The sequence below is a fragment of the Streptomyces sp. NPDC002403 genome (assembly GCF_053593015.1).
In genome coordinates this window covers 36,478-54,498 of sequence record NZ_JBSFBQ010000032.1, presented here as the reverse complement: position 1 = coordinate 54,498, position 18,021 = coordinate 36,478, and the positions used below count along the sequence as shown (strand labels likewise).

Sequence of the window (18,021 nt, the reverse complement as noted above, 5' to 3'; positions counted from 1 at the left end):
CATGGGAGTTCTCGGCGAGGCATGGACCTGGCTCACCACCGGCGCCAACTGGTCGGGGGAGAGCGGGGCGGCCCACCGGCTCGCGGAGCACCTGTACGTCAGCGGCGTCGCGCTCGCCCTGGCGTGCGCGGTGGCGCTGCCGGTCGCGCTGTGCCTGGGGCACATCGGGAAGGGGGGCGCGCTGGCCGTCAACCTCTCCAATGTGGGGCGGGCGGTGCCGGTCTTCGCGGTGCTGGCCCTTTTCATGGTCTCGCCGCTGCGCAACGCCGGATACGTGCCGACGGTCATCGCGCTGGTGCTGTTCGCCGTGCCGCCGCTGCTGACCAACGCCTACGTCGGGATGACGGAGGTCGACCGGTCGGTGAGGGAGGCGGCGCGGGGCATGGGGATGTCCGGGCGGCAGCTCTTCCTCCGGGTCGAACTCCCGCTGGCCTACCCGATGATCATGACCGGGCTGCGCTCCGCCGCGGTCCAGGTGGTCGCCACGGCGACGATCGCCGCGATGGTCGGCCAGGGCGGCCTCGGCCGGATCATCACCGCCGGCTTCAACACGTACAACACACCGCAGGTGGTCGCGGGGGCGGTGCTGGTCGCCGTGCTCGCGCTGCTGGTGGAGGCGGTGCTGGTGGGCCTGGACCGGCTGCTGTCACCGCTGCGCCGCCGCCGGACGGCATGACGGCGGTGTGAGCGCCGCATGGAGCCCGGTCCGCGATTCCCCGATCGCATCACGTACAGACCTGTTGCTGTGAACTCGTACGGCCCCCGCGGCCGTGGACGGAGAACGACAATGAGCAAGACCTCGCGCATAGCCGGCGCGGTCATCGGCATGGTCGCGCTGGCCGGCTCGCTCGCCGCCTGCGGCGGCGACAGCCTGGAGAAGGACAAGGCGGGCCCGGCATCCTCCGGCGGTGCCGCCGGCTCCGGCAAGAAGGGCTCGCTGGTCGTCGGCGCGGCTTCCTTCACCGAGTCCAAGGTGCTCGCGGAGCTGTACGCGCAGATCCTGGGCGACGCCGGATACAGCACCTCGGTCACCACGGTGGCGAACCGGGAACTGTACGAGCCGTCCCTGGAGAAGGGCGAGATCGATGTCGTCCCCGAATACGCGGCGACGATCGCCGAATTCCTCAATGCCAAGGTGAACGGCTCGAAGAAGGCCGAGAAGGCGCCGGTCGCCTCCGGCGACACGGCGGCCACGGTCGCCGCGCTGGAGAAGCTCGCCACCCCACGCGGACTGAAGGTGCTCCCGGCCGGTGCGGCCGTCGACCAGAACGCCTTCGCGGTCACCAAGGAATTCGCCGGGAAGAACAAGCTCAAGACCCTTTCGGACCTCGGCAGGTCGAAGGCCGCGGTGAAGATCGCGGCGGGTGACGAGTGCGAGGTGCGGCCCTTCTGCGCACCCGGTCTGAAGAAGACGTACGGCATCAATGTCACCGGTATAGACCCCAAGGGAGTCGGTACGCCGCAGTCCAAGCAGGCGGTCAAGGACGGCAAGGACCAGTTGGTCCTCACCACCACCACGGACGCGGTGCTGGACAGCTACGGCCTGGTGTTCCTGGAGGACGACAAGAAGCTCCAGAACGCCGACAACGTACTGCCGGTCCTCAATGCGAAGGACGCCGGTTCCCAGGACATTGCCGACGCACTCGGCAAGCTCACCAAGGCGCTCACCACCGAGGACCTCGCGGAACTGAACCGCAAGGTCGACGCCGAGCGCGCAAAGCCCGCCGATGTGGCCAGGGACTATCTGCGCTCGAAGGGCCTGGTCGAGAAGTAGGAATCGGGGCGGAAAGGGGCCGTCAGGTAACCGGCAGGGAACAGATTGGCGGGCGGCCCCCCAAGTGCCCCGTACACACGGTAAATTTCAGGCCATGCCACGTGGACGTCATCGCCATTCGCCACCTCTGCACAGAATCCTTCCGTCGTCGGCAGTCGTCGGAGTCTCGGTTCTCTGTGCCTCGGGCGCCTGGCTGCTCGCCGAGCCCCTGGTCCTGCGCGGTCTGGTGACCGCCTCGGCGGCCGCCGCCGTGACCGGCGCGTATCTGATGCGCAGCTGGGACCGGGAGGCCGGCCGCCGGGTCGCGGAGCTGACACGGGCCCGCGCCGGTGACGAGTGGCGGGCCGAGGAGCGGATCGCCGAGCTGGAGGCCGACCTGGAGGAGTCGCGGGAGCTGCGCACCCGGCTGGAGACGAAGCTCCGCCGCAAGCGCGTGGAGCTCGCCAACCTCCGAGGGGAGCACGCCGCACTGCTGCGCCGGTACGCCACCGCCGAGACCGAGCGGGCCAGCGCGCTGGAGGGCCGCAGACAGCTCGCCATCGAGGCCGCCGCCGCGCCCCGGGAGCTGCCCGCCGCGCGCAGCACGCCGACACCGGCCGCCTATCTGCGGGCCGCCCAGGCGCTGGAGGACCTCTCGCGCAACGGGGCGCTCCAGGAGGCGCGCCGCACCGCCGAGCAGGCCAGGAAGCGCGATCTGGAGGAGCGGTCCCGGGAGGCGGACGAGCGGCAGGGCAGGCACGCCGCCGACGAGGACCGGACCGGCGCGCAGCATCTGCGCCCGCCGGCCGCCCTCCCCGCGCCCCGCCGGTCCGCCGAGCTGCCCCCGGCGCGCACCGCACCGGCCGCCACCGCCGTCGCCCCGTACGCGGCCTCCCGCCGCCATCCGGTGCCGCAGGGCAGCTTCGACTTCTTCGGTACGCAGAAGGCCGCGCGCGCCGCGATCGAGTCCGTGCAGGACGAGGACCTCGCCGACGTGGTGGGCGAGGAGGCGCTGGCCGCGCACCGTACGGGCACGGCCCCGGAGCGCGTCGTGGGCGAGGTCATCGACCTGACCGCGCACGACGAGACCGAGCAGCTGGACGTGGTGGAGCTGCGCAGCGCGATCTCGTAAAAGCAGCGCGATCTCGTAGAACAGGCGGCCGCCCCGGCTCCGGGGCGGCCGCTACTTGTCGATGTCGCCGACGACGAAGAAGAGCGAGCCCAGGATCGCCACCATGTCGGCGACCAGTGTGCCCGGCAGCAGTTCGGTGAGCGCCTGGATGTTGTTGTACGAGGCGGAGCGGAGCTTCAGCCGGTACGGGGTCTTCTCGCCCTTGGACACCAGGTAGTAGCCGTTGACGCCGAGCGGGTTCTCGGTCCAGGCGTAGGTGTGGCCCTCGGGGGCCTTCAGCACCTTGGGCAGCCGCTGGTTGATCGGGCCGGGGGCCAGGGCGGCCATCCGGTCCAGGCAGGCGTCCGCGAGGTCCAGGGCGTTGTGCGTCTGCTCCAGCAGGCACTCGAAGCGGGCCAGGCAGTCGCCCTCGGTGCGGGTGACCACCTTCAGGGTGTCCTGGAGCTCCCCGTACGCGAGATACGGCTCGTCGCGCCGCAGGTCGAAATCGACCCCCGAGGCGCGGGCGATCGGTCCTGAGACCCCGTAGCCGTGCACCGTCCCGGCGGACAGCACGCCGACACCGCGTGTCCGGCCCCGGAAGATCTCGTTGCCGAGCACCAGGTCGTCGTAGACGTCCATCCGGGACCGGACCGAGGCGACGGCGTCCCGGGCGCGGCCGAGCCATCCGGCCGGGAGGTCCTCCTTGAGGCCGCCGACGCGGTTGAACATGTAGTGCATCCGGCCGCCGGAGACCTCCTCCATCACCGTCTGGAGCTCCTCGCGCTCGCGGAAGGCGTAGAACACCGGGGTGATCCCGCCGAGTTCGAGCGGGTACGAGCCGAGGAACATCAGATGGTTGAGGACCCGGTTCAGCTCGGCGAGCAGGGTGCGGGTCCAGACCGCGCGCTCCGGGACCTCCATGCCGAGCATGCGCTCCACGGCCATCACGACGCCCAGCTCGTTGGAGAACGCCGAGAGCCAGTCGTGGCGGTTGGCGAGCATCACGATCTGCCGGTAGTCGCGGGCCTCGAACAGCTTCTCGGCACCCCGGTGCATGTAGCCGATGACCGGCTCGGCGTGCTGGATGCGCTCGCCGTCCAGGACGATGCGCAGTCGGAGCACGCCGTGGGTGGAGGGGTGCTGCGGGCCGATGTTGAGCACCATGTCGGTGCTCTCCGCCGCGCCGCCGATGCCGACCGTCGTCTCCGTCATGCGGCCAGTATCGCGCGGCCGGGCCGGGGCTCCGAGCCCAGGGCGCCCGTTCTCAGCCCCTGCGCTGCATCAGCCAGCCGAAATCGCCGAGACCGCCCCGGGCCGTCAGCTCCGCCGCCTCGCCCGCCGAGGCGAGCGCCCGTACGTAACCGGCCGGGTCGGCCGACGCCAGCGCCAGGGGTGGGCGTTCGCCGCCGACGCCGAGGCGGCGCAGCGCCTCGCGCTGGCTCAGGAGCTCGGGCGGCGCACCGCCACCGGACCCGGCCGCCGCACACGCGTCCAGCGCCACGTGCGAGGTGAGGTCGCAGCTGCCGTCCGGCACCGGCCGGACCTCGCGGCCGGCCCGGAAGCCGGTCAGGGTGCCGAAGGGGGGCCGTGCCTCGCGCGCATGGGCGTAGTCCACCGCCACCGCGAGCCCCTCGGCCAGCGTGGCCACCGCCCGCGCCCAGGCCTCGTCGCGGGGGCGGCCGATCTCCGCACGGCTGCCCGGTCCGGCCGACGGCCACCAGCGGCGCAGCCACTCGGCGTCCGCCCCGGCCACCGGCTCGCCGAGCCGTTCCGTACCGTCCCCGGGCCGGACCAGGACGTAGCGGGCGACACCGTCCGCGTCGGTCTCGGCGATCTCGGTCGGGACGTTGTCCAGCCACTCGTTGGCGAACAGCAGGCCGCGGGTCCCCTGCGGCGGTTCGGCGCACCACTCGATCCGGGGATCCAGCCCGGGCGGACGTCCGGCCAGCTCCACGGCGTACGCCCGTACGGCCGGACCGCCGGCGGACGGCAGCGCCGCCAGCACCCCCGTCAGCAGCTCGCCCCGCCCGGCGCCCAGGTCGACCAGGTCGACCGAGCCGGTGCCCAGCTCCCGTGCCGTCCCGACCAGCAGCCGGGCGACGGCGGAGGCGAACAGCGGGGAGGCGTGGACAGAGGTACGGAAGTGGCCCGCCGGCCCTTCGGGGCTCCGGTAGAACCCCCCGTCCCCGTACAAAGCGGTCTCCGCCGCCTCCTGCCACCCACGCCACTCGTCCATCACGTGCCCAAGTCTCCACCTTGGGGAGTACGGTCTCCGGAGCCGGATCGGCCCTTCGGCTGACCCGGGCGCCCCTCGCCTGTCCCTACGCTGGGTCACGTGCAGCGCCTCTACGACTTCCTCCGCAGACACCCGACGGGCGTCGACACCTTCTGGGCCGTCGTCCTCCTCGGGCTCTCCGGCCTGTCCACGGTGGGTATGGGGGGAAGCACGAGGGAGCGCATCGCCTCCGTCCCGATCATCCTCGGCCTCTGCGCGGTGGTCGCCCTGCGCCGGCGCGCGCCGGAGAAGATGCTGCTGCTCGCCATCGCGATGGGGGTGGCGCAGCTGGTCACCGGGGTGGGGCCCGGTGTCATGAACTTCGCGATGCTGGTGATCGTCTTCACCGTGGCCACCGTCGGGGAGCGCTGGGCGTCCCGGCTCGCGCTGGTCTGCAGCCTGGGCGCGGCGTCGCTGTCCAAGCTGCGCTGGCCGGGCGAGGGGCCGCGGACCGGCTGGGCCGAGGAAGTCTTCATCGTCGTCGTGCTGACCGTTCCGTTCGTGCTCGCCTGGGTGCTCGGCGACTCGATGCGGACCAGGCGCGCCTACTTCAGTCAGCTGGAGGAGCGCGCCGCCCGGCTGGAGCGGGAGCGCGAGGCGCAGTCGAAGGTGGCGGTGGCGGCCGAACGCGCCCGTATCGCCCGCGAACTCCACGACGTCGTCGCGCACAACGTGTCGGTGATGGTGGTGCAGGCGGACGGCGCGGCGTACGTGATGGACGCGGCCCCCGACCAGGCCAAGCAGGCCCTGGAGACCATCTCCAGCACCGGCAGGCAGGCCCTGGCCGAGATGCGGCGGCTGCTGGGGGTGCTGCGGACGGGCGACGCGCAGGAGAGCGGGGAGTACGTCCCGCAGCCCGATGTGGACCAGATCGAGGATCTGATCGAACAGGTCAGGCAGACCGGCCTGGCCGTCGACTTCAAGATCGAGGGAACCCCGCGCCCGCTGCCCAGCGGGGTCGAGCTGACCGCGTACCGCATCGTGCAGGAGGCCCTGACCAACACCCGCAAGCACGGCGGCCCGGACGCGGGGGCCAGCGTGCGTCTGGTCTACTTCGACGACGGGCTCGGGCTGCTGGTCGAGGACGACGGGCGGGGCGCGGCGCACGAACTGTACGAGGACGGCGGCGCCGACGGCGCGGGCCACGGGATGATCGGTATGCGCGAGCGGGTCGGCATGGTCGGCGGCACGCTGGACGCCGGGCCGCGGCCCGGCGGTGGCTTCCGGATCAGCGCGCTGCTGCCGCTCAAGCCGGCCCACTAGGCGTCGGAGCCGACGCCCCATCAGACAGGAGACAGGACCCCTCATGGCGATCCGCGTGATGCTCGTCGACGACCAGGTGCTGCTGCGCACCGGATTCCGGATGGTGCTCGCCGCCCAGCCGGACATGGAGGTCGTGGCCGAGGCCGGCGACGGCGCGGAGGCGATCGAGAACCTTCGCGCCACCGCCGTCGATGTGGTGCTGATGGACGTGCGGATGCCGAGGCTGGACGGTGTCGAGGCCACCCGGCGCATCTGCGCGCAGCCGGACGCGCCCAAGGTGCTCATCCTGACCACGTTCGACCTCGACGAGTACGCCTTCTCCGGGCTGAAGGCCGGGGCCAGCGGCTTCATGCTCAAGGACGTGCCGCCCGCCGAGCTGCTGGCCGCGATCCGCTCCGTGCACAGCGGTGACGCCGTCGTCGCCCCGTCCACCACCCGCAGGCTGCTCGACCGCTTCTCGCCGATGCTGCCGAGCGGCACCCAGGAGCCGCAGCACAAGGACATCGCCAAGCTCACCGAACGCGAGCGCGAGGTGATGCTGCTGGTCGCCCAGGGCATGTCGAACGGCGAGATCGCGGCGCGCCTGGTGCTCTCCGAGGCGACGGTGAAGACGCATGTGGGCCGCATCCTCACCAAGCTGAACCTGCGCGACCGGGTGCAGGTCGTGGTCCTCGCGTACGAGACGGGGCTGGTCCGGGCCGGTGGCGGCGGGGCGGTCTGACCGGCGGGACGGTCCGGCCGACGGGCCGTTCCCGGGGCCCGGGGCGCCTTCCGCTCAGCGCAGGATGCCTTCCAGGAAGTCGCTGCCGAGCCGCGCCACCGAGGTCAGGTCCAGCTGGTGCAGCACGTACCGGCCGCGCCGCCGGGTGGTGACCAGGCCCGCCTTCTTCAGCACCGAGAGGTGCCGGGAGACCTCGGGGGCCGTGATGCCGTGCGTGTCGGCGAGCTGGCCGGTCGTGTGCGGGGAGCGGGCGAGGTGGCGGCAGAGCCGCATCCTCATCGGGTGGGCCAGTGCCTCCATCCGCAGCTGGAGCAGTTCCACGGAGGCGGGGGAGGGCAGCTCGGGCTGGTGCACCGGGTAGTGGATCACCGGGCGCCAGCCCGGGGCGTGCAGCAGATTGAGGTGCGGCCAGCCGAAGGTGGACGGGATGAGGGTGAGCCCGGGGCCGACGGCGCTGGTGCGGCCCTCGCTGAGCTTGTCGGCGCTGATCCGGGTGACGGCCTCGTCGACGGTCAGCGCCGTGGAGACCGCGCCCATCGCCTCGCCGATCCCCTTGCGCCGCAGCAGGTCGGTCTTGTGCCGGGCGTCGGCGACCAGCTGGACCCGCACCCGGCACCAGGTGTCCGCGAAGAACGCCCGGTCGCAGTCCTCGAAGAGCCGCCGCACCCAGGCCCGCATCGGGGCGGGGTCCGCCAGCAGCTGCTGGGCGAACTCCACCTGCCGGGGGCCGCGCGCCGCCGCCATCTCCAGGGCGCGGGCGCGCGTCGTCGGGTCGTTGAGCGGGGAGGGCGCGCCCTGCCCGTACAGGCTGGTGCAGGTGAACTCCAGGGCGGCGGCGACGAACCGCTCGTCGTCCAGCCGGTCGAGGATGTCGAGGTCCTCGGCGAGGTTGGCGCCCGTCCGGCCGTCGCCGCCACGGATCCCGGCGAACGGCATGAAGACGTCCGAGAACGTGTGGCGCCACAGGAAGTCGGCCTCGTGCAGCCGGTCGGCGAGATCCGGGTCCAGGGCGCTGGAGGTCGCCGTCGCCCAGCCGTGCAGGCCCGGGTGGTGCCCCGGCTCGGAGAGGGCATGCAGGGCCAGCCCCAGCTCGGCGAGGGGGGAGGTCTCGAAGACGATGCGGTCGGGCGTCAGCCCGGCGATGTCGATGTGCACGCTCACCCCTCCATAGTGCGGGGTGGCCGCGGAGGGCATCGCGCCATTTGACGGGGGTCGTCAATCGGAGGGCCGGGCGGCCCGGGACCGGCCCACGCTGTGGCCATGGACGCCCTTCAGCAGCACATGATCGACAGCTGGCGCGCGGCCCAGCGGGGTGAGCTGCCGCCGCCGCTGCCGGGCCGGCACGACTGGGCCGTGGTGCGCGAGGCGCGTGACCGGGCCCGCTTCGACGCGGTGATCGCGGGCCGCCCGGCGCGCGGCCGCTGGCGGGCGGCCCTGCGTTCCCTGATCGCCCGGAGCCGCGGGACCGGCGGTTGCGGAACCGCCGGCCATTCCCCCGTCGGCCCGGCAGGATCCCTCCAGGGTCTTTCGTCCGGATCATGCCGGGCTGATCCGGACGAAAGACCCTAGGCCAGCCGCTCCACGAACTCCCGTACGGCGTTCCGTACATCCTCGGCGGTCCACTCCAGCCCCTCCCGCCCCACCGTCACCTCGGTGAACGACAGTCCGGGCGGCCCGGCGGCCGCGGGGTACCACTTGCGGAAGAGGGACACGCCCGTCTCCTCCGCCTGTCGCACCGCCGCCTCCGTCAGGACGTCCGCCCCGTAGGGCAGCCACACCTGGAACTGGTGCGTGTGCGGCGGCTCCGGATGCACCCGGGACCACGGGGCGCCGGCCGCCGGGAAGCCCTCGGCCAGCGCCCCCGCCACCACCTTCGCCTGCGCCACGTACGCCGCCAGCCGCGGCAGCTCCCGGTCGAGGCCGATCAGGGCGGCCAGCGCCGCGGGGAACTGCTGGAAGAGCTGCCCGCCGTACCGGTGGCGCCAGGTGCGGGCCTCCTCGATCAGCGAGGCGGGACCGGCCAGCGCGGCTCCGGAGATTCCGCCGAGGGTCTTGTAGAACGACACGTACACGCTGTCCGCGAGCGCCGCGATCTCCGGCAGCTCCCGCCCGAAGTGGGGAGCGCACTCCCACAGCCGTGCGCCGTCGATGTGCACCACCGCATCGCGTTCCCGCGCGGCCGCCACCACGTCCTCCAGCTCCTCCCACGCCGGCAGGACGAAACCGGCGTCGCGCAACGGCAGCTCCAGCATCAGCGTGCCGAAGGGCTCGTCGAAGTCGCGGATCTCCTGGGCCGTGGGCAGCCGGGGCTCGTGCGTCGGATGGACCGTACGCAGCCCGCTCACCGCCCCCAGCGCGCCGCGCTCGTGCACCTCGGGGTGGGCGAGGGGATGCAGCGCCACGGCCGGGTTGCCGGTCCGGCCGGCCCAGCACCGCAGCGCGACCTGCTGGGCCATCGTCCCGGTCGGGAAGAACGCCGCGGCCTCCGTGCCCAGCAGGCCCGCGATCCGCTCCTCCAGCTCGGCGACGACGCCGTCGCCGTAGATGTCCGCGGGGCGGTCGAGATCGGTGACGGCCCCGGCCCCGGCCGTCAGCGCGGCCAGCCGCTCACCGAGCGAGAGGTTCATGGCCGGGCGGATCAGGACCCGTTCGGCCGCGGCCCAGGCCTTGGTCCTGCGCGACCGCTGCGCGTCCTCCCGGGCCTCCTCCCGCACGTCCTCCTGCGCCTTTGGCCGTGGCTGCCCGCCCGTGTCTGCTGTGTCTGTCATGGGACGATCATCACGCAGCCCGCAGCAAGGGCCCACCCGATTTTCCGGGCGCTCCCGGCTCCGGGCCGCGCCTCCGCCCGGACTTTCCCACAGGCTGTGGACGGCCCGGATCCCGGACGAAACGCTGGCGTAGCATGCAGAGAAGTCGTCCGGTACCCCCTGCGGACTGGAACGGAAGGCCACCGCCGCGTGAATGCAAATGCCCCCCATGACCCCCTCGACGCGAGGGACCGCCCCGCCCGCCTCACGGTCGGCGTCGTGGGCGCGGGCCGCGTCGGCCCCGCTCTCGCCGCCTCCCTGCAGCTCGCCGGGCACCGGCCGGTCGCCGTGTCGGGCGTCTCCGACGCGTCCGTGCGCAGGGCGGCCGCCCTGCTGCCCGACGTACCGCTGGTGCCGCCCGCCGAGGTCCTCGCGCGCGCCGAGCTGGTGCTGCTGACCGTCCCCGACGACGCCCTGCCCGGCCTGGTCGAAGGCCTCGCCGAGACCGGCGCGGTGCGGCCGGGACAGCTGATCGTCCACACCTCGGGGCGGTACGGGACCGGCGTCCTGGACCCGGCGCTGCGGGCCGGCGCCCTGCCGCTCGCCCTGCACCCCGCGATGACGTTCACCGGCACCTCCGTCGACGTCCAGCGGCTGGCCGGCTGCTCCTTCGGCGTGACCGCCCCCGAGGAGCTGCGGCTCGCGGCCGAGGCACTGGTCATCGAGATGGGCGGCGAGCCCGAATGGATCGCGGAGGAGTCCCGTCCGCTCTACCACGCGGCCCTCGCCCTCGGCGCGAACCACCTGGTCACCCTGGTCGCCCAGTCGATGGAGCTGCTGCGCGCGGCCGGAGTCACCGCCCCCGACCGGATGCTCGGCCCGCTGCTCGGCGCCGCGCTCGACAACGCCCTGCGCTCCGGTGACGCCGCGCTGACCGGCCCCGTGGCCCGCGGCGACGCCGGTACGGTCGCCGCGCACATCGGCGAGCTGCGCAGGCACGCCCCGCAGACCGTGGCCGGATACGTCGCGATGGCCCGCGCCACCGCCGACCGGGCCCTCGCCCACGGCATGCTCAAGCCGGAGCTGGCCGAGGACCTGCTCGGGGTCCTGGCCGACGGCACGGGCACCGGATCACAGGAGCCCCGATGACCGACACGACCGGCACCCCCCGCCCCGCCGCGCCGCACGGGCCCGCGGCCCCCCTGCTCCGTACCGCGGCCGAGCTCGCCGCGTTCGCCCCCTTCGAGGGGCCGCGGGCCGTCGTCATGACCATGGGCGCGCTGCACGAGGGCCATGCCACCCTGATCCGCGCCGCCCGCGCGGCGGCGGGCCCCGACGGCCAGGTGGTCGTGACCGTGTTCGTCAACCCGCTCCAGTTCGGCGAGGCCGCAGACCTGGACCGCTACCCCCGCACGCTCGACGCCGATCTCGCCGTGGCGGGCGCCGCCGGGGCGGACGCGGTCTTCGCGCCGTCCGTCGACGAGGTTTACCCCGGCGGCGAGCCGCAGGTCCGGATCTCGGCGGGCCCGATGGGCGAGCGGCTCGAAGGCGCCTCGCGCCCCGGACACTTCGACGGCATGCTCACCGTCGTCGCCAAGCTCCTCCACCTGACCCGCCCCGACGCCGCGTTCTTCGGACAGAAGGACGCCCAGCAGCTGGCGCTGATCCGCCGGATGGTGCGCGATCTGAACTTCCCCGTGGAGATCGTCGGCGTGGAGACGGTCCGCGAGCCGGACGGCCTCGCGCTCTCCAGCCGCAACCGTTTCCTGGACGCGGAGGAACGGCACACCGCCCTCGCCCTGTCCCGGGCCCTGTTCGCCGCCCGCGACCGGCTCGCCGCCCAGCAGGCCCTGCACGCCCGCGCCCGGACCACCTCGGCCACCACCGGCCGGGCCGCCGCGCTCACCGCGCTCGGCGAGGCCCGCGCCGCCGCCGACACCCAGGCGGTGGCCCTGGCCCGCCCGGTCGACGGCCCCTCGGCGGTACGGGCGGCCGCGCTCCTGATCCTCGACGACGCGGCGGCCGCACAGCCCCCGCTCGCCCTGGACTACCTGGCGCTGGTGGACCCGGCCGACTTCACCGAGATCCCCGACGACCGCACCACCGGCGAGGCGGTCCTCGCCGTAGCCGCACGGGTCGGCAGGACCCGCCTCATCGACAACATCCCGCTGACCTTCGGAGCCAACACGTGACCGGAATACGGCTGACCGCCCCCGCCCCCGGCTGGTCCATCGACGCCGACGTCGTGGTGGTCGGCTCCGGCGTGGCCGGTCTCACCACCGCACTGCGCTGCGCCGCCGCGGGCCTCGCCACCGTCGTCGTCACCAAGGCCCGCCTGGACGACGGCTCCACGCGCTGGGCGCAGGGCGGAATCGCGGCCGCGCTCGGCGAGGGCGACACCCCCGAGCAGCACCTCGACGACACCCTGGTCGCGGGCGCCGGTCTGTGCGACGAGGCGGCGGTGCGGATGCTGGTCACCGAGGGCCCGGACGCGGTGCGCCGGCTGATCGGGACCGGCGCCCACTTCGACACCACGGCCGGCGGCGACATCGCGCTGACCCGCGAGGGCGGCCACCACCGCCGCCGCATCGCCCACGCGGGCGGCGACGCCACGGGCGCCGAGATCTCCCGCGCCCTGGTCGAGGCGGTCCGCGAGGCCGCCCTGCACACCGTGGAGAACGCGCTCGTACTGGACCTCCTCACCGACGCCGAAGGGCATACCGCGGGCGTCACGCTGCACGTCATGGGCGAGGGCCAGCACGACGGCGTCGGCGCCGTGCACGCCCCCGCGGTGGTCCTCGCCACCGGCGGCATGGGCCAGGTCTTCTCCGCCACCACCAACCCGGCGGTCTCCACCGGCGACGGCGTGGCGCTGGCGCTGCGGGCCGGCGCGGAGGTCTCCGACCTGGAGTTCGTCCAGTTCCACCCGACGGTCCTCTTCCTCGGCGCCGACTCCGAGGGCCAGCAGCCGCTGGTCTCGGAAGCGGTGCGGGGCGAGGGCGCCCATCTCGTCGACGCGTCCGGTACGCGCTTCATGCTCGGGCAGCACGAGCTGGCGGAGCTGGCCCCGCGCGACATCGTCGCCAAGGCCATCACCCGCCGGATGGAGCTGCTCGGCACCGAGCACATGTACCTCGACGCCCGCCACTTCGGCGCCGAGATGTGGGAGCAGCGCTTCCCCACGATCCTGGCGGCCTGCCGCGCCCACGGCATCGACCCGGTCACCGAACCGATTCCCGTCGCCCCCGCCGCGCACTACGCCTCCGGCGGCATCCGCACCGACCTGCGGGGACGCACCACGGTGCCGGGTCTGTACGCCTGCGGCGAGGTCGCCTGCACCGGTGTGCACGGCGCGAACCGGCTGGCGTCCAACTCCCTCCTGGAGGGCCTCGTCTTCGCCGAGCGCATCGCGGCGGACATCGTCGAGGACCGGCCCCGCGCGGGCGCCGCGGAGACCGGCGACGACCACGCGCCCTCCCCGCTGCTCGCCCCGGAGGCCCGGTCCACGATCCAGCGCATCATGACCCGGGGCGCCGGGGTTCTGCGCTCCGCCGGGAGCCTGGCCGTCGCCGCCGACGAGCTGGAGGCCCTCCACACCAGCGCCGCGCTGGCCGTGGAGGCGGACGAGCCCAAGGTCGCGGTGCCCGGCGTCGAGGCGTGGGAGGCCACCAACCTGCTGCTCGTCTCGCGCGTCCTGGTCGCCGCCGCCCGGCAGCGCGAGGAGACCCGCGGCTGCCACTGGCGCGAGGACCGGCCCGAGCGCGACGACGAGAACTGGCGGCGTCACCTCGTCGTGCGGCTCACCCCGGAGCGCCGCCCGGTCCTCCGTCGGACGGAGACCCAGGCATTCGGGCCCGTACGCCCGACGCAGGCACCAGACTGCGCAGCAGCACCCCCCACTCACCCCGCCGACGTCACCGAGGAGCCGTAACCGTGAGCACGCCCGAAGAGAATCCGCGCCCCACACCCGTGGACGTACCGCTGGTCCGGATCGGCGCGCCAGCACCGTCCGCGGGCGGCTGCGGGGACGGCTGCGGCTGCGGCGGGGACGAGCTCTACGAGCTCGACCCGCTGGAGTGCGGCCTCGACCCCGCCCTCGCCCAGCTCCTCGCCGACGCGGGCCTGGACCCGGTCCAGGTCGAGGATGTCGCGCACGTCGCGATCGAGGAGGACCTGGACGGCGGGGTGGACGTCACCACCGTCGCGACCGTCTCCGAGGACGCCGTGGCCACCGGCGACTTCACCGCCCGCGAGGCGGGCGTCGTGGCCGGTCTGCGCATCGCCGAGGCCGTCCTGTCCATCGTCTGCACCGAGGAGTTCGCGGTCGAGCGGCATGTCGAGGACGGCGACCGCGTCGCCCCCGGCCAGAAGCTGCTGACCGTCACCACCCGCACCCGTGACCTGCTCACCGGCGAGCGCAGCGCGCTCAACCTGCTGTGCAGGCTCTCCGGCATCGCGACCGCCACCCGCGCCTGGGCCGATGTCCTCGAAGGCACGAAGGCCAAGGTCCGCGACACCCGCAAGACCACCCCGGGCCTGCGCGCCATGGAGAAGTACGCGGTGCGCTGCGGCGGCGGCGTCAACCACCGGATGTCGCTGTCGGACGCGGCACTGGTCAAGGACAACCACGTCATCGCGGCGGGCGGCGTCGCCGAGGCCTTCAAGCGGGTCCGGGACGAGTTCCCGGACGTACCGATCGAGGTCGAGGTCGACACCCTCCAGCAGGTCCGCGAGGTGCTCGACGCGGGCGCCGACCTGATCCTGCTGGACAACTTCACCCCGCTGCAGACGGCCGAGGCGGTCGCCCTGACCGGCGGCCGCGCGGTCCTGGAGTCCTCCGGCCGGCTCTCCCTCGACACCGCGCGCGCCTACGCCGAGGCGGGCGTCGACTACCTGGCCGTCGGCGCGCTCACCCACTCCTCGCCGATCCTCGACATCGGCCTGGACTTCCGCGACACCGACGGGGCCGACGTCTGATGCTGCTCACCATCGACGTCGGCAACACGCACACCGTCCTCGGCCTGTTCGACGGCGAGGAGATCGTCGAGCACTGGCGGATCTCCACCGACGCCCGCCGCACCGCCGACGAGCTCGCCGTGCTGCTCCAGGGCCTGATGGGCATGCACCCGCTGCTCGGCATGGAGCTGGGCGACGGCATCGAGGGCATCGCGATCTGCTCCACGGTCCCGGCCGTCCTGCACGAGCTGCGCGAGGTGACCCGCCGCTACTACGGCGACGTCCCCGCCGTGCTCGTCGAGCCGGGCATCAAGACCGGGGTGCCGATCCTGATGGACAACCCGAAGGAGGTCGGCACGGACCGCATCATCAACGCGGCCGCCGCCGCCGAGCTCTACGGCGGTCCGGCGATCGTCGTCGACTTCGGCACGGCCACCACCTTCGACGCGGTCTCCGCCCGGGGCGAGTACACCGGCGGTGTCATCGCCCCCGGCATCGAGATCTCGGTCGAGGCACTCGGCGTCAAGGGCGCCCAGCTCCGCAAGATCGAGCTGGCCCGGCCGCGCAGCGTGATCGGCAAGAACACGGTCGAGGCGATGCAGTCGGGCATCATCTACGGCTTCGCCGGCCAGGTCGACGGCGTCGTCGCGCGGATGAAGAAGGAGCTGGCGGCGGACCCCGACGACGTCACCGTCATCGCGACGGGCGGCCTTGCGCCGATGGTGTTGGGCGAGTCCTCCGTCATCGACGAGCACGAGCCCTGGCTCACCCTCATCGGCCTGCGCCTGGTCTACGAGCGGAACGTGTCCCGGATGTAGCGGACAGGCGGTGTACCTGCGGGAACGGCCCACGGGGGAGCGGGCACGCCGCCGCGCCGCCGACGGCCAGTTAAGCCGATTTTGTCCATTTAGCACGTATTGTCGCGTCATGCCCACGCCTTACGGATCACGCGGCGGCATGGCGTTCAGCGCGGACGAGCTGCGGGTGCTCCGACGTGCTCTCGCCATCGCCCTTCACCCCATGCCCCTGCCGGACGAGGACGTCCAGGACTGTCTGCGGCTGGCCGACGCCGTGGACGAGGCGGTCGGCGAGGCGGGACGGCTGCGCACGTTCCTCCTCGCCGATCTCGTCCGCTACCGCAACGCCCTCCCCGGCTCCGTCAGCGGCTATCTGGAGCTGCTCCAGGACGCCCTGGCGGGCGGATACGACCCCGGCCCCGACGACCTCGCCGCGCTGCGCGCCCTGCGCCACAGGCCGCCGGCCGCGGCGCTCCTGGAGCGCTGTCAGGTGCTCGCGGAACGGTCGGTGCAGGCCCGCCTCGCCGGACGGGCCGTATCGGCGAAGGCCCCCGCGCCGCGCAGCCGGCTCCTCGCCCTGCCCGGCGGCCGGGCCGCCGAAGCCGAACCCGAACGGCCCAAGGTCCCGGCGGAGCCCGCCCGGCCCGGCCGGGTGCCCGGTCGTCCGGCGCCGAAGCCCTCGGAGGTCTTCCCGCCGCGCCGCCGCCCGGTCCCGCCGCCGCAGCAGCAGCGCGCCGCGGGTTAGGGCCTCTCGTCAGGACCACGCCGGGCTCGCGGGATCCGGACGAAAGACCTGGGGCCCGTCCGGCCCCGATCCGCCGGAAAGGTCCCGGTGGAGGGGCGGCGTGGAAGTCCGTACCGGCCTCGCTACTCTGGACGGCATGGACTACGTATCCGCGCTCGTGCCCCCCGTGGTGATGGCTGCCTTCTTCATCGGCCTCGTCGTGACGATCGTCAAGAGCCAGGGCGGTCCCAACAAGGCCAAGGAGGACGCGGCCGTGGACCTGGCGATCGGCCGCGCCGAGTCGGTCCAGCAGGCCCCGCGGACCGACGGCGCCTGACCCCGCCGTCCCGCAGCACGCGAAGGGCGCACGGCTCATCCCGAGCCGTGCGCCCTTTTGCCGCTTTGCCGCTTTGCCGCACGAATAACCAGTCATTCCAGACATCTGGCACTAAAGTGACATTGTGCCCCGTCAATTGGGAGATCTGGAAGACGCCGTGATGACACGGATCTGGCAATGGAACCGTCCGGTCACCGTGCGGGAAGTCCTTGAGGACCTTCAGCAGGAACGCTCCATCGCCTACACGACCGTCATGACGGTAATGGACAATCTCCATCAGAAGGGCTGGGTACGCAGGGAAGTCGACGGCCGCGCATATAGATATACGGCGGTCTCCACCCGCGCCGCCTACTCGGCCGCACTGATGAACGAAGCATGGTCGCGCAGTGACAACCCCGCGGCCGCACTTGTCGCCTTCTTCGGCATGATGTCCGCCGAGCAGCGCGAGGCCCTCCGGGACGCCATGCGGATCGTCCAGCCCGACCTGTCCGGAACCCCCGGGCCCCCGCCCGGCGAACCCGTCGGCGAACCCGTCGGCGAACCGGCCGATGCGGTCACCGGTGAACCGGCCGGAGATCCGGCCGATGGGGCGGCCCCGGAGGCCGGGCGATAGCGTCGGGGTATGTCCTCAGAGCTTCCGTACGCCGATTCCCGTACCGAACCCCCGGCCATAAACACGGCCATCACAGTCCGACGTGCCAGGACCAGCGATGTGGCGTCGGTCCGCCGTCTCCTCGACGGGTACGTACGTGAAGGCATCCTGCTCGACAAAGCGACCGTGACGCTTTACGAGGACATCCAGGAGTTCTGGATCGCGGAACGCGACGAGGACGCCCGGGTCATCGGCTGCGGCGCGCTGCACGTGATGTGGGAAGACCTCGCCGAAGTGCGTACTCTCGCCGTCGACCACAGCATCAGGGGTGCCGGAGTCGGCCATCAAGTGCTGGACAAGTTGCTGCAGACTGCACGCTGGCTGGGTGTGCGGCGGGTTTTCTGTCTCACCTTCGAAGTGGACTTCTTCGCGAAGCACGGCTTCGTGGAGATCGGAGAGACGCCGGTCGACGGAGATGTCTACAGTGAGCTGCTGCGTTCCTATGACGAGGGTGTAGCGGAGTTCCTGGGTCTCGAACGAGTGAAGCCGAACACCTTGGGCAACAGCCGGATGCTTCTGCATCTGTGACCGCCATCTGCGGCCGCCACAAGATGTCGGAACCCTATGTCCGAATCGCGCATGTTTCCCGTCTTCCCGTGATCCTGAACCTCTCCCGGGGGTTTGTGTTTTCCGGGGAAAAGCGGTTTCCTTTCCGCGTACTGCATTTTCGATGAAAGGGAAT

The 18,021-nt window shown here is 72.8% G+C and carries 19 protein-coding genes; 15 read left to right on the top strand and 4 right to left on the bottom strand.

Annotated elements, in window-relative coordinates:
• Position 1: 1 nt before the first annotated feature.
• From ACWCPY_RS28720 to ACWCPY_RS28710, 3 genes are all read left to right on the top strand, one after another.
• Positions 2–676, top strand: coding sequence for an ABC transporter permease (locus ACWCPY_RS28720; protein WP_451269746.1), 675 nt, complete (start codon positions 2–4; stop codon positions 674–676).
• A 111-nt stretch (positions 677–787) separates the two neighbouring features.
• Complete coding sequence (locus ACWCPY_RS28715; protein WP_451269744.1) at positions 788–1,774, top strand: ABC transporter substrate-binding protein; 987 nt, start codon at positions 788–790, stop codon at positions 1,772–1,774.
• Between the two features lie 94 nt (positions 1,775–1,868).
• The gene (locus ACWCPY_RS28710; protein ID WP_451269742.1) at positions 1,869–2,885 is read left to right on the top strand and encodes a hypothetical protein; all 1,017 of its coding nucleotides are present in this window, start codon (positions 1,869–1,871) and stop codon (positions 2,883–2,885) included.
• 51 nt (positions 2,886–2,936) lie between these two features.
• Here ACWCPY_RS28710 and ACWCPY_RS28705 read toward each other — a convergent pair whose 3' ends face one another.
• Together ACWCPY_RS28705 and ACWCPY_RS28700 are read right to left on the bottom strand one after the other, a co-directional pair.
• Complete coding sequence (locus ACWCPY_RS28705) at positions 2,937–4,079, bottom strand: NADH-quinone oxidoreductase subunit D (protein WP_451269740.1); 1,143 nt, start codon at positions 4,077–4,079, stop codon at positions 2,937–2,939.
• 52 nt (positions 4,080–4,131) lie between these two features.
• Positions 4,132–5,106, bottom strand: a complete 975-nt coding sequence (locus ACWCPY_RS28700; RefSeq protein WP_451269738.1) for an SAM-dependent methyltransferase — start codon at positions 5,104–5,106, stop codon at positions 4,132–4,134.
• Positions 5,107–5,202: 96 nt separating this feature from the next.
• Between ACWCPY_RS28700 and ACWCPY_RS28695 the strand changes: the two genes are divergently transcribed.
• Positions 5,203–6,405 (top strand): sensor histidine kinase, encoded by a 1,203-nt coding sequence (locus ACWCPY_RS28695; RefSeq protein WP_451269736.1) that lies wholly within the window; start codon positions 5,203–5,205, stop codon positions 6,403–6,405.
• A gap of 43 nt (positions 6,406–6,448) precedes the next feature.
• A complete protein-coding gene (locus ACWCPY_RS28690; protein ID WP_451269734.1) occupies positions 6,449–7,126 on the top strand; it encodes a response regulator in 678 nt (225 codons plus the stop codon).
• 54 nt (positions 7,127–7,180) lie between these two features.
• Here ACWCPY_RS28690 and ACWCPY_RS28685 read toward each other — a convergent pair whose 3' ends face one another.
• The gene (locus ACWCPY_RS28685) at positions 7,181–8,281 is read right to left on the bottom strand and encodes a DUF5937 family protein (protein ID WP_451269813.1); all 1,101 of its coding nucleotides are present in this window, start codon (positions 8,279–8,281) and stop codon (positions 7,181–7,183) included.
• 105 nt (positions 8,282–8,386) lie between these two features.
• On the opposite strand from ACWCPY_RS28685, the gene ACWCPY_RS28680 reads away from it, so the two are divergent.
• Complete coding sequence (locus ACWCPY_RS28680; RefSeq protein WP_451269732.1) at positions 8,387–8,695, top strand: hypothetical protein; 309 nt, start codon at positions 8,387–8,389, stop codon at positions 8,693–8,695.
• On the opposite strand, the gene ACWCPY_RS28675 is transcribed toward ACWCPY_RS28680, so the two are convergent.
• Complete coding sequence (locus ACWCPY_RS28675) at positions 8,692–9,894, bottom strand: threonine aldolase family protein (protein WP_451269730.1); 1,203 nt, start codon at positions 9,892–9,894, stop codon at positions 8,692–8,694. The two genes, ACWCPY_RS28680 and ACWCPY_RS28675, sit on opposite strands and share 4 nt — an antisense overlap.
• Positions 9,895–10,083: 189 nt before the next feature.
• Here ACWCPY_RS28675 and ACWCPY_RS28670 point away from each other — a divergent pair, with 189 nt between their 5' ends.
• The 9 genes from ACWCPY_RS28670 (at position 10,084) to ACWCPY_RS28630 (ending at position 17,867) form a co-directional block, all read left to right on the top strand.
• Positions 10,084–11,022: a Rossmann-like and DUF2520 domain-containing protein gene (locus tag ACWCPY_RS28670; protein ID WP_451269728.1), complete on the top strand. Its 939-nt coding sequence runs from the start codon at positions 10,084–10,086 to the stop codon at positions 11,020–11,022.
• Entirely contained in the window at positions 11,019–12,065 is a 1,047-nt protein-coding gene (gene panC / locus ACWCPY_RS28665) for a pantoate--beta-alanine ligase (RefSeq protein WP_451269726.1), read from the top strand. Before ACWCPY_RS28670 ends, panC begins: the two co-directional genes overlap by 4 nt.
• The gene (locus ACWCPY_RS28660; protein ID WP_451269724.1) at positions 12,062–13,804 is read left to right on the top strand and encodes an L-aspartate oxidase; all 1,743 of its coding nucleotides are present in this window, start codon (positions 12,062–12,064) and stop codon (positions 13,802–13,804) included. Before panC ends, ACWCPY_RS28660 begins: the two co-directional genes overlap by 4 nt.
• 2 nt (positions 13,805–13,806) lie before the next feature.
• Positions 13,807–14,850: a carboxylating nicotinate-nucleotide diphosphorylase gene (gene nadC / locus ACWCPY_RS28655; protein WP_451269722.1), complete on the top strand. Its 1,044-nt coding sequence runs from the start codon at positions 13,807–13,809 to the stop codon at positions 14,848–14,850.
• On the top strand, positions 14,850–15,647 hold the full coding sequence (locus tag ACWCPY_RS28650; RefSeq protein WP_329820410.1) for a type III pantothenate kinase: 798 nt from the start codon (positions 14,850–14,852) through the stop codon (positions 15,645–15,647). The genes nadC and ACWCPY_RS28650 overlap by 1 nt, the downstream gene beginning before the upstream one ends.
• A 139-nt stretch (positions 15,648–15,786) precedes the next feature.
• Positions 15,787–16,371 carry a hypothetical protein gene (locus tag ACWCPY_RS28645; RefSeq protein ID WP_451269811.1) on the top strand — a complete coding sequence of 195 codons (585 nt, stop codon included), beginning with the start codon at positions 15,787–15,789 and terminating at the stop codon, positions 16,369–16,371.
• A 136-nt stretch (positions 16,372–16,507) separates the two neighbouring features.
• On the top strand, positions 16,508–16,687 hold the full coding sequence (locus tag ACWCPY_RS28640; protein ID WP_093547418.1) for a hypothetical protein: 180 nt from the start codon (positions 16,508–16,510) through the stop codon (positions 16,685–16,687).
• A 124-nt stretch (positions 16,688–16,811) separates the two neighbouring features.
• The gene (locus ACWCPY_RS28635; RefSeq protein WP_451269720.1) at positions 16,812–17,300 is read left to right on the top strand and encodes a BlaI/MecI/CopY family transcriptional regulator; all 489 of its coding nucleotides are present in this window, start codon (positions 16,812–16,814) and stop codon (positions 17,298–17,300) included.
• Positions 17,301–17,309: 9 nt separating this feature from the next.
• Positions 17,310–17,867 (top strand): amino-acid N-acetyltransferase, encoded by a 558-nt coding sequence (locus ACWCPY_RS28630; RefSeq protein ID WP_451269718.1) that lies wholly within the window; start codon positions 17,310–17,312, stop codon positions 17,865–17,867.
• The last annotated feature ends 154 nt before the right edge of the window (positions 17,868–18,021 follow it).